Annotated in this window: 12 protein-coding genes; 7 read left to right on the top strand and 5 right to left on the bottom strand. The window is 70.3% G+C overall.

The features are described from left to right. The first annotated feature begins 16 nt into the window (after positions 1 to 16). Positions 17 to 727: an SDR family NAD(P)-dependent oxidoreductase gene (locus ACIBK3_RS34655; protein ID WP_399371528.1), complete on the top strand. Its 711-nt coding sequence runs from the start codon at positions 17 to 19 to the stop codon at positions 725 to 727. 128 nt (positions 728 to 855) lie between these two features. Here the strand turns inward: ACIBK3_RS34655 and ACIBK3_RS34650 are convergent, their stop codons facing one another. Continuing rightward, positions 856 to 1515, bottom strand: a complete 660-nt coding sequence (locus ACIBK3_RS34650) for a TetR/AcrR family transcriptional regulator (RefSeq protein WP_399371527.1) — start codon at positions 1513 to 1515, stop codon at positions 856 to 858. 140 nt (positions 1516 to 1655) lie between these two features. On the opposite strand from ACIBK3_RS34650, the gene ACIBK3_RS34645 reads away from it, so the two are divergent. After that, a complete protein-coding gene (locus ACIBK3_RS34645) occupies positions 1656 to 2264 on the top strand; it encodes a TetR/AcrR family transcriptional regulator (protein WP_399371526.1) in 609 nt (202 codons plus the stop codon). Positions 2265 to 2341: 77 nt separating this feature from the next. On the opposite strand, the gene ACIBK3_RS34640 is transcribed toward ACIBK3_RS34645, so the two are convergent. The 4 genes from ACIBK3_RS34640 to ACIBK3_RS34625 all read right to left on the bottom strand — a co-directional run bounded on the left by ACIBK3_RS34640 (position 2342) and on the right by ACIBK3_RS34625 (position 6428). Then, complete coding sequence (locus ACIBK3_RS34640) at positions 2342 to 3778, bottom strand: 2-oxo acid dehydrogenase subunit E2 (protein WP_399371524.1); 1437 nt, start codon at positions 3776 to 3778, stop codon at positions 2342 to 2344. Further along, positions 3775 to 4800, bottom strand: a complete 1026-nt coding sequence (locus ACIBK3_RS34635; protein WP_399371522.1) for an alpha-ketoacid dehydrogenase subunit beta — start codon at positions 4798 to 4800, stop codon at positions 3775 to 3777. Before ACIBK3_RS34635 ends, ACIBK3_RS34640 begins: the two co-directional genes overlap by 4 nt. Before the next feature lie 5 nt (positions 4801 to 4805). Further along, a complete protein-coding gene (locus tag ACIBK3_RS34630) occupies positions 4806 to 5816 on the bottom strand; it encodes a thiamine pyrophosphate-dependent dehydrogenase E1 component subunit alpha (protein WP_399371520.1) in 1011 nt (336 codons plus the stop codon). 105 nt (positions 5817 to 5921) lie between these two features. Further along, a complete protein-coding gene (locus tag ACIBK3_RS34625) occupies positions 5922 to 6428 on the bottom strand; it encodes a VOC family protein (protein ID WP_399371519.1) in 507 nt (168 codons plus the stop codon). Positions 6429 to 6671: 243 nt separating this feature from the next. On the opposite strand from ACIBK3_RS34625, the gene ACIBK3_RS34620 reads away from it, so the two are divergent. The 5 genes from ACIBK3_RS34620 (at position 6672) to ACIBK3_RS34600 (ending at position 14012) form a co-directional block, all read left to right on the top strand. Then, positions 6672 to 7940: an aromatic ring-hydroxylating dioxygenase subunit alpha gene (locus ACIBK3_RS34620; RefSeq protein WP_399371517.1), complete on the top strand. Its 1269-nt coding sequence runs from the start codon at positions 6672 to 6674 to the stop codon at positions 7938 to 7940. Next, the gene (locus ACIBK3_RS34615) at positions 7937 to 8761 is read left to right on the top strand and encodes an SDR family NAD(P)-dependent oxidoreductase (protein WP_399371516.1); all 825 of its coding nucleotides are present in this window, start codon (positions 7937 to 7939) and stop codon (positions 8759 to 8761) included. Before ACIBK3_RS34620 ends, ACIBK3_RS34615 begins: the two co-directional genes overlap by 4 nt. 32 nt (positions 8762 to 8793) lie before the next feature. After that, positions 8794 to 10530: a PEP-utilizing enzyme gene (locus ACIBK3_RS34610; protein WP_399371515.1), complete on the top strand. Its 1737-nt coding sequence runs from the start codon at positions 8794 to 8796 to the stop codon at positions 10528 to 10530. A 73-nt stretch (positions 10531 to 10603) separates the two neighbouring features. Then, positions 10604 to 10930 (top strand): putative quinol monooxygenase, encoded by a 327-nt coding sequence (locus ACIBK3_RS34605; protein ID WP_399371514.1) that lies wholly within the window; start codon positions 10604 to 10606, stop codon positions 10928 to 10930. Between the two features lie 142 nt (positions 10931 to 11072). Continuing rightward, positions 11073 to 14012 carry a SpoIIE family protein phosphatase gene (locus ACIBK3_RS34600; RefSeq protein WP_399371513.1) on the top strand — a complete coding sequence of 980 codons (2940 nt, stop codon included), beginning with the start codon at positions 11073 to 11075 and terminating at the stop codon, positions 14010 to 14012. Positions 14013 to 14021: the final 9 nt, after the last annotated feature.

The raw sequence follows: 14021 nt of genomic DNA, 5'->3' as shown, positions 1-14021 counted from the left end.
ACCGAAGGGAACTATCATGAGCGAGCGCAGAACCGCCCTGGTCACCGGCGGTGCACGGGGGATCGGCGTGGAGATCTGCCGACAACTCGCCGACCGGGGGCTGCGGGTTCTGGTCGGGGCACGGAAGCGGGAGGCGGCCGAGGAGGTGTGCCACGCCATCGGCCCGGCGGCCCTGCCGCTCGCCCTGGACGTGGGATCCGTGCTCAGCGTCCGCGAGGCGATGCGTGAGGCAGGGGAACTGCTCGGTGGCGGGCGCGGAATCGACGTACTGGTGAACAACGCCGGCGTGTCCCTGGACGGTGACCTGCGGCCGCCGTACCTCGACGAGGAGGTCCTGCGCGCCACGCTGGACATCAATCTGGTGGGTGCCTGGCGGATGGCCGAGGCGGTCGTCCCGGCCATGGTGCGAGCGGGCTACGGACGCGTGGTCAACCTCACCAGTTCGTACGGCTCACTGGCGCTGATGGACTCCGGCAGGCATCCGGCCTACCGCGTCTCCAAGACCGCGCTCAACGCCCTGACCCGGATGCTCGCCGGTGAGTTGGCCGGCACGGGCGTCCTGGTCAACGCGGCCGACCCCGGCTGGACCCGCAGCGGCATGGGCGGCCCGGCCGCCCCCCGCGGTCCGGAGAAGGGCGCGGACACGCCCGTCTGGCTGGCGACCCTCCCGGAGGGCGACGAGACGACCGGCGGGCTGTTCGCCGAGCGCGGACCGCTGCCCTGGTGACGCACGGAACGCTGTGCTCGGGGACGCGTGCGATCCGCTGTCCTTCCTGAGCAGGCTCCGCGCCTGCCCCTCCGAACAGGCTCCCCGCCTGTCGCTCCTGAACAGACTTCCCGCCACCCGTTCGCCGTTCAGGCCCGGGTGGCCTCCGGCTCGGCCTTCTCTTCGGCGGCGACGATGCGCAGCGCCAGGGCCCTCACCGCTTCCTGCACGGACCGGGACGGCAGTTGGGACAGCGGTCCGCCCTCCGTGCGCAGCGCGGTCACGAGGATGGTCGTACTGATCAGGGTGCGGACCGCGAGTGCCTGCGACGCGTGCCGTGCCTTGGCCGCGCGGGGGCTGCGGGTGGAGCTCTCGGGCAGATAGTCGTACGCCCGCTGGATGTGCCGCTGCTCGAACTCGTCGCGCAGCAGCTTGATGTTGCCGTTGGCGGAGGCGATCTGGACCTGGTAGAGGCGGGCCTCGTCCGGGTTCTTCTCCACCCACTCCCATACGGCGTCGATGACGCGCAGCAGGCCCTCGGCGTCACCCGGCTCGGTGTCCGGGCGGGCCGTCTCCACGACCGTGTTCAACTGGTCGAAGACCCGCCGCATGGCCAGTTCGAGAAGTTCCTCCTTGCCCGAGAAGTGGTAGTAGACGGCCGTGGGCACCACCTGGGCCTCGTCCGCGATGTCCTGCACACTGGTCTCCGCGAAGCCGTTGCGGCCGAACACCCGGACAGCGGCGCTGATGATGTGCTGTCGTCGCGAAGGACGGTGGGCGGGCTGCTTGCCGTTCGTGGTGGCCATCATGCTCCCTGACGGTTGCCGTGACCGGTGCCTGTGCGCTCCGGCGTACTGACCATGTTATCCAGTTACTGTCCCAGGTCGGGTCCGTAAATCCTGGTGTCCCAGTGGTTCTGAAGCACGAAGATCACGGCATACTTGACACCATGACTACATCCGGGACGCGCGCAGCTCACCGCCCTTCGCGCAGGCAGTGGGTGATCGAGGCAGCCACGGAACTCTTCGCCACCCAGCCTCCCGACGAGGTGACGGTGGCCGACATCGCGGCGCGGGCGGAGATGACGTCGGCCGCCGTGTACTACCACTTCTCCTCCAAGGACCAGGTCCTGGTGGAGGGGATGCGGGTGTTCGCCGCCGCACTGCGCGAGCAGGTGGAGACGCTCACCGAGGCGCACGAGCCCGGCTCCGACATCGGGCCGGCCGTGACCGCGCTGGTGGTCTGGCTGGGCGAGCACCGGTCGGCCGCCACCGTGTTCTTCGTGTCCTCGGCCGGCATGAGCCAGGAGGCGGAGGCACTGCGCCACGAGATCCGTACGCAGTTGCTGGAGGAGTTGGTCCGGCTGGTCCGCAAGGGCCGTGAGCCGGTCACGGACGCCGAGGCGGCGGTGATCGGCCTGGGCGTGCTGGCGCTCCTGGAAGCCGCGGCGATCTCGCAGGTCCGGGGCGACGACGTCTACCGGTCCCTCGGGCACCGTTCGTTCCTCCGCGAGGTGGGCCGGCTCGCCGAGCGGATCGCCGATCCGGCGGCCGAGTAGCCGGACCGGACCATGGGTGGGCCGCGCCCGCCGACCGGGTGCGTGGGTGGCGGTCGACGGGCGCGGAGCGGGGGAGGTCAGACCAGCAGCCGCAGGGGTTTGCGCAGCAGCTCACCGACCGTGCGCAGATACTCGGCAGCGGGCGCCCCGTCCACGGCACGGTGGTCGAAGGTGAGGCTCAGGGTGAGCACCTGGGTCCGCCGCGGCTGCTCGTCCACCCACTCGACGCCGTCCCTGAGCCTGCCCACGCCGAGGATGGCGACGTTGCCTGGGTTGATCACGGGGGTGAAGAAGTCGACGCCGTACCCGCCGAGCGAGGTGACGGTGAACGTGGCGCCTTCCAGCAGCGCCGGGGAGATCCGGCCGGATCGGGCGTTGTCCGCCAATTCCCTTGCTCTGCGGGCGACTTCGGGCAAGGGAAGCTCCGCCGCGTTCTCGATCACCGGGACGAGCAGGCCGCCCGGCACCGCGACGGCGAACCCGAGGTGGATGGCCTCGTACAGGTGGACGCCGTCCTCGAGCACCGTCGCGTTGAGCAGCGGGTGGGCGCGCAGGGCCAGCGCGGCGGCCTTCATGAGGAAGTCGTTGAGGCTCGGCACGGGCAGGTCGGTGTCGGCCCACTCCTGCTTCAGCTGGGCGCGCAGGGCTACGACGGCGTCCATCCGCACTTCGTAACCGTGGGTCAGCTGCGCCATCTCCTGGAGGCTGGCGTGCATCCGGCGGGCGATGGTGCCGCGCATCCCGGTGAGGGGGATGACGTCTCCGGGCTGGGGTGAGGCGGTGGCCTGGCGGGGCGTCGCCGTGGAGCGTACCAGGGCGGCCGCCGGGGTGGCGGCGTCGAGGTCGGCCCGCCGGATCCGTCCGCCCGCACCGGTGGGGCGTACGTCCGCGAGGTCGATACCCCGCTCCTTCGCCAGCCGGCGGACCAGGGGGGAGGTGGGGGTGACCGGGTCCGCCGAGAGGACGGCGGGCGGCTGGGCCGCCGAGGCGAGCAGATACTCCTCCACGTCCTCGGAGACGATCCGGCCACCGGGGCCGGTGCCGCGTACGGCGGTGAGGTCGACGCCGGCCTCGGAGGCCACCCGCCGGGCGTTCGGGGAAGCCAGGAGTCGGCCCCCCGAGCCATTGAGCCCCGCGGATCCGCCGAGCGACGGCGCCAGGGCGCCAACGCCTCCGCCGGCCGGCACCACGTCCGTGCCGGCGGGCGCGGAGTCGGCGGACACGGAGTCGGTGGGGGCGGTCGTGCCCCCCGCACCCGGTGGCTCCTCCCCTTCGGCCAGCAGCCACCCGATGAGCGCACCGGCCGGGACGGTCGCCCCGGCCTGGACCACCGGGTGGAACAGTCCCCCGGCCTCCGCCTCGACGTCCACGTCGACCTTGTCGGTGGCCAGCCGCACGAGCGGGTCGCCCTCCGCGACAACACCGCCGGCCGGCACCAGCCACTCGTCGATCGTGCCTTCCTGCATGGTCAGGCCGATCTTCGGCAGCAGAACCTCGACCGCCACTTCGGTCACGACCTTTCGAGGAGACGACGGCAGCCCTGCACGATGCGGGCCTGGTCGGGCACGTAGGCCTTCTCCAGCACCGGGGAGAAAGGCACCGGGGAGAAGGGCGCGCCGATGCGCAGGACCGGAGCGTCCAGGTAGTCGAAGGCCGCGTCCTGGATCTGGGCGGCGATCTCCCCGCCGAGACCGCCGAAGGTCACGGCCTCGTGCACCACGAGGACCCGGTTCGTGCGGCGCACGGAGGCAATCATGGTCTCGGTGTCGAGGGGCTGCACGGTGCGCGGGTCGATGACCTCGACCTCGATGCCTTCGGCGGCCAGTTCCTCGGCCGCCGCGAGTGCCTCGCCCACCATGCGGCCCAGGGCGATGACCGTGACGTCGGAGCCCTGCCGCGCGGTGTGGGCCTGGCCGAGCGGGATGCCGTAGATCTCCTCGGGCACCTCGCTCTTGCTGCCCAGCAGGACCTTGTTGAGCATCACGACGACCGGGTTGTTGTCCCGGATCGCGGAGACCGTCAGGCCCTTGGCGGTGTACGCGTCGCACGGCATGACGACCTTGAGGCCGGGCACGTGGCAGAGCCAGGCCTCCAGGCTCTGGCTGTGCTGGGCGGCGGCGCCGAGGCCGGCTCCGGAGGCGGTGGTGATGGTCAGCGGCACCGACACCGAACCGCCGAACATGTACTTCATCTTGGCGGCCTGGTTGACGATCTGGTCCAGGCAGACGCCGATGAAGTCCATGAACATCAGGTCGACGACGGGGCGCAGTCCCCGGGCGGCGGCGCCCACGCCCAGGCCGACGAGCGCGGCCTCGGAGATCGGGGTGTCGATCATCCGGCGGGGGCCGAACTCGTCGAGCAGGTTGTCGAACATGCGGAAGACACCGCCGTACCCGGCGACGTCCTCCCCGGCGACGAAGACGTTCTCGTCCTCGCGCATGACCTGCGCCAGACCCTCGTTGAAGGCCTTGACGTAGGTGAGCTTGCGGGACGTGGTGTCCGGGGCGACGGCGGGCGCTTCGGAGATGGTGGTCATGGCGGTCATCCCGAGTAGACGTTGAGGAGCAGGTCGGCTGGGTCGGGCAGCGGGCTGGCCTCGGCGTAGGCGATGGCCTCGGCGATCTCGTCGCGGGTGCGCTGCCAGGTGTCGTCCAGCTCGGCGCGGGTGGCGGCGCCGTCGGCGAGGGCACGGGACTCGAGGAGGTCGATCGCGTCGCGGGCCTTCCACTCCTCGACCTCCGCGTCCGAGCGGTAGGGGTGACGCAGTCCCTTGACGCCCTGGTGGTCGTAGTAGCGGTAGGTCTTGGCCTCGATGAACATGGGTCCCTCGCCGGCCCGGGCGCGTGCGACGGCCTCGACGGTGGCCTGGTGGACGGCGAGCGCGTCCATGCCGTCGACGATCACGCTGGGCATGCCGTAGGACGCGGCCCGGTCGGCGACGTCGGTGATCAGCATGTGCTTCGACTGCGGGGTGAACTCGGCGTAGCCGTTGTTCTCGCAGATGAACAGGACCGGCAGGCGCAGGATGGCGGCCATGTTGGCGCCCTCGTGGAAGCTGCCGATGTTGGTGGCGCCGTCGCCGAAGAAAGTGACGGCGATGTTGTCCTCGCCGCGGTACTGGGCGGCGAAGGCGGCGCCGACGGCGATCGGGACGCCGGCGCCGACGATGCCGTTGGCACCGAGCATGCCGAGGGTAACATCGTTGATGTGCATGCTTCCGCCGCGGCCGAGGCAGGCGCCGGTGACGCGGCCGTACAGCTCGGAGTACATGTGCCGGAAGCTGACGCCCTTGGCCACGGCGTGTCCGTGCCCGCGGTGCGTGGAGGTGATCTGGTCGTCGTCGCGCAGGGCCGCCATCACGCCCGCGGCGACCGCCTCCTGACCGACGTAGAGGTGCAGGAAGCCCGGCAGCTTGCCGGCCTCCATGAGTTTTCCCGCCTCGGTCTCGAACAGGCGGATGCGCACCATGCGCTCGTGCAGATCCCTGACGACCTGCGCCGATGCCTGGTTCGCGGCCGGATCGGCCGACTTCTTCGATGCCCTTTGAGCCATCGTCCGCCCCTTCGCCCCGAGCGAGGTGTGTCACGCAATCGGACTTTGTTGTGTCGGTCTACAGTAACCGGCTTGGGGCACCTTACTGAAGAGGTTCTCTAATTACTACGGCTCGGACCGACCGGGCTCACGAACCCCTCCGCGCTCGTCGACCAGTTCCAGCGCGTTGCCCTCCGGATCGGCCCAGAAGCTGATCCGCCGACCCCGCGCCGACACCACGACCGGCGACGACAGCGGCCGGCCTCCAGCGGCCGGCAGGGCGGCGACCAGGGGTGCGATATCGTCCACATGGAAGGTGAGGTAGACCAGGCCGCAGCGCTCGGCCAGCGGCCCGGCCCACGGCGACGACACCACCCTCGCCCGCGGGTGGATCAGCTTGATCCGGCCCCCGGACGGCACCTCGAGCCAGACGACGAGGAGCTGTCCACCCAGTCCGGCCGGACCGGCGATCGCCTGCGGGATGTGCGAGCGGTGCACGGGGACACAGCCGAGCACCTCACCATAGAAGCGCTCCATCACCTCCAGGTCCCGCACCACGACTCCGGCCTCGAAGGGCTGGGTGATCCGCGCCCTCCCGGACACCCCGACCGGACCGGTCGTCTCATCCGCCATGGGGCCACCCCTCCGTCAGCCAGCCATCACATCCCGGTAGCTGGAGCCGTTCAATAGAAAGATCCAGTCGGTCCGGGCGTGTCCCTGCCACAGAAGGCAGGGGTGACCTGTGGAATCCCCGTCCGGCCGAGTTGAGCACTTTCTATTGACACACAACACTAACTCCTGTTCTTGTGGCGGTCGCAGCGCAGCTGTAGCACCAGGAACCTTCACCAGCTCGCGGCTGGGAGGATTGAGGACATCGTGGTCCAGATCAATTCACCGGAGACCCAGACGGCGGACGACGAACGTCCCCTGCCGCCTCCCGCTCCGGAATACACCTCATGGATCGGCCAGGACCGTTCCACGGACGCCGCGGGCACGGCGATGCGGCAGGACGCGGCCGAGCTCGCCGAGCGTGTCATCGAGCACTACATCAACAACACCACGCACGAGGCCGAGGAACAGTGGACGGAACCCGTCGACAACTACCTCGACGCCGACCGCTGGCTGCGGGAGATGGACGCCGTCCACCGGAGCGTTCCGCTGCCTCTGGCGATGTCGTCCGAGCTTCCCGGACCTGGCACCTACAAGGCGCTGGACGTGCTCGGCGTCCCCATCCTGATCACCCGGGACCGCAAGGGCGTCGTGCACGCGATGATCAACGCCTGCCGGCACCGCGGCGCCGAGCTCGTCGAGCCGGGCTGCGGCGTGGCGAAGCGGATCACCTGCCCGTACCACGCCTGGTCGTACGACCTGGCGGGCGAACTGCGCGGCGTGTACGCCGAGAAGACCTTCGGCGAGGTACCGCGCGAGAAGCGCAGTCTCATCCAGCTTCCCGCCGGTGAGCGCGCCGGCATCGTCTTCGTGTCGCTCGATCCGGCCGCCGAGCACGACCTGGACGTCTGGCTGGGGGATCTGCAGCCGCTCCTGGAGGGGCTCCGCTTCGCGGACTGCCACCACTACGCCACCCGCGAGCTGACCAGCCCGAACTGGAAGGTCACCCTCGACGGGTACCTGGAGACGTACCACTTCGCGTCGCTGCACACGAAGACGGTCTTCGAGACGAACTACTCCAACATGATGGCCCATGACACCTGGGGCCCTCATCAGCGCCTCGGTGCGGCCCTACGGCCGGTCGCCGACCTGGCGGAGCTGCCCGCGGAGCAGCGGGATCCGGGTGACATCGTCGGAGCCATCTACTGGCTCTTCCCCGGTCTGGCCATCGCCGGCACCTGGCGCAACAAGATCGCCGTCTCCATCGTGATTCCCCGTACGGCCACCGAATCGGTGACCCAGCAGATCATCCTGCTGCGTGAGCCCGCCGTCACCGAGGAGGAGCGCCACGCGGCCGACCAGTTCGGCGAGTGGTTCTACGAGGTGGTCCGCGACGAGGACTACGCGACCACCTACGGAGTGCAGCGGAGCCTGAAGGCCCTCGCCGGGACCGACTTCGTCTTCGGACGCAACGAACCCGGGCTGCAGCACTTCCACCGCACCATCCACCGCCTCCTGGACGAAGCGTCCAGATGACCAACCCACGAACCTCGCAGGAGAACAGCATGGTGGCTACGGGCAGCCTCGACGGACGTGTCGCAGTGATCACGGGCAGCACGCGCAGTATCGGCCGCGCCATCGCCGAGGCCTTCCTGGCCGACGGGGCGACGGTCGTGCTCAGCGGCCGCTCGGAGATCAAGGGCAAGCAGGCGCTTGAGGAACTCCAGGCCGGTGACAAGGCCGTCTTCCACGCCTGCGACTCGAGCCGCCAGGCGGACATCGAGGCACTGGTCGACTGGACGGTCGAGCGTTTCGGCCGACTGGACATCATGGTCAACAACGTCGGGGGCACCGAGGGCTTCGCACCCGTCCACGAGCTGAGCGACGAGGCCTGGCACAAGGCGCTCGACCTGAACCTCAACGCCTACTTCTACGGCACGCGGCGTGCGCTGAAGCCCATGCTGGACGGCGGCTGGGGCCGGGTCATCAACATCTCCTCGGTCGAGGGCAAGCAGGCCAACAAGCCCGCGATCAGCCACTACATCACCAACAAGCACGCCATCCACGGTCTGACCAAGGCGACCGCGTTCGAGTACGGCACCGTGGGCATCACCTGCAACGCGATCTGCCCCGGCGCCGTCGACACCGACCTGATGCGTGCCGCGGGACCGGCTGCGGCCGAGGCCGAGGGCATCACTTACGAGGAGTGGCTGGGCCGGTTCGCCGAGCACGCCGCCACCAAGAAGATCACCACCGTCGAGCAGATCGCGTCAGTCGCCAGGCTGCTCGCGAGCGACGCGGGCGCGGGCATCACGGGCACGCTGATCAGCGTCGACGGCGGCACGGCGCAGTGGTGAGCGGCGGAGCGGACGGCGGGAGCCCCATCACCATGAAGCACTGGATCACCGACTGGCAGCGCAACGAGCGACTGCCCCACTACACGCGGGCCAACGCGGGCGAGACCCTGCCGGAGCCTGCCAGCCCGCTGGGCTGGAGCCTGGTCTGGGGGCGCGGTCTGCAGGGCTGGCGCCGCGGCTTCATCGACTTCAGCATCTACCGCGAGGAGGAGGTCGCCGGCACCCGGCCCCCGTTCGTCGGGATCTTCGGCGGCTACTTCTACCTCAACCTCTCGCACCTGCGGCTGTTCGGCATCCGTATGGGCCAGACCGCGGCCGATATCGACGCGGCCTTCGTCGGCCAGCGCTCCGACACCCCGGTGTACGTGGCGCACCCCGACGACCAGGACACGGAGCTGACGGCCAAGGCCGGCGGGATCCTGGGGCAGATGCTCGGCCAGACCGGCTATCCGGAGGGCGACGCCGACCATGAGCGGCTGCGCCGGATCCGCCGCGAGCGGCCCGACCTGACGCAGCTGTCCGATGCCGAGCTGGTGGCGCGTGCCCGCGGCCTGCTGGACGAGGTGGAGACCACCTTCCAGAGGCATGTCGAGTCCTCACTGCCCGCATCGGTCGGACCGGCGATCCTCGGCCCGCTGTGCGCGAGCATCGATCGTCCCGGCGCGATGCTCGACCTCATCAGCGGCCTGGGGGACGTGGACTCGGCGGGCCCCTCGACGGGCCTGTGGACGCTGTCCCGGCAGGTGGTGGCCTCCCCCGAACTGACGGCACTGTTCGACCAGGGGCCGGCCGCGGTGGAGCAGGCGCTCGAGGGAGCGACCGGGGACGTGAAGGCGTTCCGGGACTCCTTCGACGAGTTCCTCGCCGAGTCCGGCGACCGCGGTCCCAACGAGTGGGACATCCACGCGCTGTCCTGGGAGGCCTCCCCGATCCAGGCACTGTCCCTGGTGGACCGGATCCGGCACAGCTCCGACGGTGATTCTCCGGCCGCCCGGCACGAGCGGCTCACGGCACACCGCCAGGCGACGGCCGCGGAGGTGCGTGGCGCACTCCCCGAGGACGCGCAGCCGATGTTCGACGCCGGAATGCACGCGTCCAACGTGTGGATCCCGGCGCGCGAGCGGACCAAGGCGAACTGCGTCACCGTCATCAACGAGATCCGGATGGCGATCCGCGAGCTCGGCCGCCGCGGTGTCGAGGCAGGACGTCTCGCACAGCCCGAAGACGTGATGATGCTGCTGGACACCGAGCTCGACGACTATGTCGCCGATCCGGAACGCTTCGGCTCCGTCATCAGCCAGCGGCTTCAGGAATACGACGAACTCCGGGAACTGGAACCGCCGTTCTTCATCGCGGACGACTCCCGGACCGAGATCGACAGCTGGCCGCGACGCAGCGAGGAGCACACCGAGGCCGCTGTCGGGGGCGACGTCCTCAACGGTGTCGGTGGCAGTCACGGCACCTACACCGGCAGGGTCCGGGTCGTCACCGACCCGGCCTCGTGCGAGGCGCTGGAGCCGGGCGAGGTACTGGTGGCGCCGATCACGGACGCCGCCTGGACCCCGCTGTTCCTGGTCGCCGGAGCGGCCGTCGTGGATGTGGGCGCGCTCAACAGCCACGCCGTCGTGGTCTGCCGCGAGCTCGGCATCCCGGCCGTCATCTCCGTCGAAGGCGGCACGCAGCGGCTGCGCGACGGCATGATGATCACGGTCGACGGCACCAAGGGCACGGTCACCGTGGACAGCGTCCCGGCGGCACTCGCCATCTGAACGGCCCGTGGGCCCGCCGCTTCTTCCTGACAGAGGGCGGCGGGCCCCGGGCATGACCGCGGAAGGGACCACCATGGCGGAGGAAGACGCGGGCGAGATCATCGTCGCCGGCTGGATGGACTACGAAGCCGCGGACCGGGACACCATGCTCGGACACCTCGTCGAGGTCGGCACGCGCACCCGTGCGGAGGAGCCCGGCTGCCTGGACTACGCCATGACGGCGGACCCCGCTGACAATCGCCGAATCCGGGTGTACGAGCGGTGGGTTTCCCAGCAAGCCCTCGACGAGCACTTCACCACCGCGCACATCAAGGACTTCCGGGAGGCCACCACGGGGCTGACCCGGGTGGGCGTCTCCATGGACGTTTTCAGCGTGGGGGCGGCACGTTCCCTGCGGTAGGCGGCCCTGGGAAGTTTTCTTGAAATGGGCGAAACAAGCCTATTGAAGGACAAAGTTCTAATATCTATATGAGAGCGAGCGATTCCTCGACCGGTGAGCGACCGGGCGGCACGGCGAAGGCCCGCTGAGGGAAGTGATCCACATGGGCTTTGTGGGGGATTCCAGCGGTCCCTCACGCGTCCGTGAGCGGTTCCTGGAAGGCGGCCCGGTCGAGGGAGGCGTGCGGGACCTGATCCTGAGCTCCTGGCAGCGCTCCGCACTGCTCGGTCTCTCGCCGGATCAGACCGAGCTCCCCTATCGCGAGGACATCGACCTCGACAGCCGACTCGTGCACGCGGCCCGGCCGGTGCTCGACTGGCTGCGGTCCAGGTTCGACGGCCGCACCATGAACGTGGCTCTGGCCGACGCGAGTGGAACGGTACTGCAGCGTCGTTTCGGCCTGGCATCCATGACCAGGCAACTCGCGCCCATCCAGAGCGTTCCGGGGTTCGTCTTCGCCGAGGAGGTCGCCGGAACCAACGGCATCGGCATCGCGCTCGCGGAACGGCGGCTGTGCCAGGTCCACGGGGCCGAGCACTTCGCGGAGCGCTCACTGTCCAACGCCTGCTCGGCGATCCCCGTGCGCAACCTGCTGAGCGGAGGTGTCGAGGGCATCCTCTCCCTCGGATGTCCGCTCGCCGAAGCGGATCCCACGATGGACACCGTGATACGAGAGGCGGCCCACGCCATCGAGCGCCGGCTCCTGGCGGAGAACTCGGCGCGAGAGCGGGGGCTGCTGAGCGCCTATCTCGACGCCAGGCGCCGTGCGCGGGCCGGAGCGACGACGGGCGGGAACGGGCAGCTGATCCGGGTGGACGAGCTGGTCCACAGTGGGCTCAGCCGTCGTGACCAGACGGTGCTCGAGGAGAAGGCCGCCGAGCTGATCTCCTCGGCCCAGCGGGCAGGCGTCGAGGTGTCCCTCTCCGACGGACGACGGGTCGTCCTGCTGAGCCGTGCCGTGACGAGCGACTCCGGCGTGGAGGGCGTCGCCGTCGAGGCGGTCCTCGCCGAGGACTTCGGGCGGTGGCCCGCCGCACTCGCGCATCCGGGTGCGCCGCCCGGCCCCACGGCGCAGGAAGCCGTGACACCCCTCGTCCTGCCGCCCTGGCACCCTGCCGACGTGGCACTCCTGCGGCCCGCCCACGCGGAGACAGACGCAGCGGCCGCCGCGCAGGGACAGCCCACGACCGTTCGCAAGGCCGAGCCGACCGCCGCGCCGGGCAGCGTCGACGGCGGCACCGACGGCATGGCCGACGGACGGCTGGTGCTGCTGGGCGAGCCGAGGGTGGGCATGCACGCCGTCGCGGCACGCCAGCGCCTGGAGCTGTTGTCCGAGGCAAGCACCCGCATCGGCACCACGCTGGATGTGACCCGTACCGCCGGCGAACTCGCCGAGATGGCCGTCCCGTGGCTGGCCGACTTCGTCACCGTCGACCTGTCCGAGGCGGTACTGCGCGGCGAAGAGTCCGCCGATCCCCGCACCGACCTGCACCGCAGGGTGATCCACGGCATCCGCGACGACGGCCCCTTCCGCGCGCTCGGCGAGCGGGTGGAGCTGCATCCCGCCACTCCCCAGTTCCGCTGCCTCGCCCACGGACAGGCAGTGCTGGAACCCGACCTGCGCGTCCCCGCCGGCCGGATCCCCCAGGACCCGGAGCACACCGGACTCCTTCGCGCCTACGGCCTGCGCTCCCTCATCACCGCCCCGCTGCTCGCCCGTGGCGTCGTCCTGGGCATCGTCAGCTTCTACCGCGGGCGAGAGCGCGCCCCGTTCTCGGACGACGACCGTTCACTGGCCCAGGAACTCGCCGCCCGTGCCGCCGTCTGCGTCGACAACGCCCGCCGCTACACCCGCGAACACACCATGGTCCTGGCCCTGCAGCGCAGCCTGCTTCCGCACCGCCTGCCCGAGCAGGACGCCGTCGAGGTCGCCCATCGCTATCTGCCCGCCGAGTCCGGGGTGGGCGGCGACTGGTTCGACGTCATCCCCCTGTCCGGCACGCGCGTCGCCCTGGTCCTCGGCGACGTCGTCGGCCACGGCCTGCACGCCGCCGTCACCATGGGCCGGCTGCGCATCGCCGCACGCAACTTCGCCGAGCTGGACCTGGCACCCGACGAAGTCCTCACCCAGCTCGACAACCTCGTCGCCCGCCTCGACCGGGACGAAGGCAGCGAGGAACCGGGCGCGAGCGGCACCGGCATCATCGGCGCCACCTGTCTGTACGCCATCTACGACCCCACCTCGCGGCAGTGCGTACTGGCACGCGCCGGCCACCCCCCGCCCGCGCTGGCCCGTCCCGACGGCACGGTGACGTTCCCCGACCTGCCCGCCGGTCCGCCCCTCGGACTGGGCGGCCTGCCCTTCGAAACCGCCGAGATCCATGTCCCCGAAGGCAGCCGGCTGGTCCTCTACACCGACGGACTCATCGAAGACCGCCACCGCGACATCGACACGGCTCTCGACCAGCTGCGGGACGCCCTGGCCCGGTCGGGCCCCTCACCCGAGGACACCTGCCGGGCGGTGGTGGATGCCGTGGTGCCCGACCACCCCGCCGACGACATCGCACTGCTCGTCGCCCGTACCCGGACCCTGGACCCCGACCGGATCGCCACCTGGGACCTCCCGGCCGACCCGGTTCGCGTCTCCGGCATGCGCGCCGACGTCACCCTCCGGCTCACCGACTGGGGACTGCTCGACGAGGCCGTCTTCTCCGCCGAGCTGTTGCTCAGTGAGCTGGTGACCAACGCCATCCGCCACGCGAGCGGTCCCCTGCGGATACGCGTGATCCACGGCCGTTCCCTGATCTTCGAGGTCGCCGACACCAGCAGCACCGCCCCCCGGCTGCGTCACGCGTCCGCCACCGACGAGGGGGGTCGCGGCCTGTTTCTCGTCGCACAGCTCGCTCAGGCGTGGGGCACCCGCTACACCGGCGACGGCAAGGTCATCTGGGCGGAGTGCGCACTGGATGTTCCTGCGGGAATCCCGGCCGTCGTCGGGATAGATTGGGATGATATTCCCGACATCATTCCCGGCATCGAATAGGTGAGCTGT

It is taken from the genome of Streptomyces sp. NPDC050287, from assembly GCF_044459385.1.
In the GTDB taxonomy this organism is placed as follows: Bacteria; Actinomycetota; Actinomycetes; order Streptomycetales; family Streptomycetaceae; genus Streptomyces.
The sequence above is the reverse complement of the archived record's forward strand: the minus strand, read 5'-3'. Positions and strand labels throughout refer to the sequence as shown.

Bases quoted from the DNA above. Each gene is read 5' to 3' on its own strand.
- ACIBK3_RS34655 (WP_399371528.1), top strand. From the start codon at position 17: ATGAGCGAGCGCAGAACCGCCCTGGTCACCGGCGGTGCACGGGGGATC.
- ACIBK3_RS34650 (WP_399371527.1), bottom strand. From the start codon at position 1,515: ATGATGGCCACCACGAACGGCAAGCAGCCCGCCCACCGTCCTTCGCGA.
- ACIBK3_RS34645 (WP_399371526.1), top strand. From the start codon at position 1,656: ATGACTACATCCGGGACGCGCGCAGCTCACCGCCCTTCGCGCAGGCAG.
- ACIBK3_RS34635 (WP_399371522.1), bottom strand. From the start codon at position 4,800: ATGACCACCATCTCCGAAGCGCCCGCCGTCGCCCCGGACACCACGTCC.
- ACIBK3_RS34630 (WP_399371520.1), bottom strand. From the start codon at position 5,816: ATGGCTCAAAGGGCATCGAAGAAGTCGGCCGATCCGGCCGCGAACCAG.
- ACIBK3_RS34625 (WP_399371519.1), bottom strand. From the start codon at position 6,428: ATGGCGGATGAGACGACCGGTCCGGTCGGGGTGTCCGGGAGGGCGCGG.
- ACIBK3_RS34615 (WP_399371516.1), top strand. From the start codon at position 7,937: ATGACCAACCCACGAACCTCGCAGGAGAACAGCATGGTGGCTACGGGC.
- ACIBK3_RS34610 (WP_399371515.1), top strand. From the start codon at position 8,794: ATGAAGCACTGGATCACCGACTGGCAGCGCAACGAGCGACTGCCCCAC.
- ACIBK3_RS34605 (WP_399371514.1), top strand. From the start codon at position 10,604: ATGGCGGAGGAAGACGCGGGCGAGATCATCGTCGCCGGCTGGATGGAC.
- ACIBK3_RS34600 (WP_399371513.1), top strand. From the start codon at position 11,073: ATGGGCTTTGTGGGGGATTCCAGCGGTCCCTCACGCGTCCGTGAGCGG.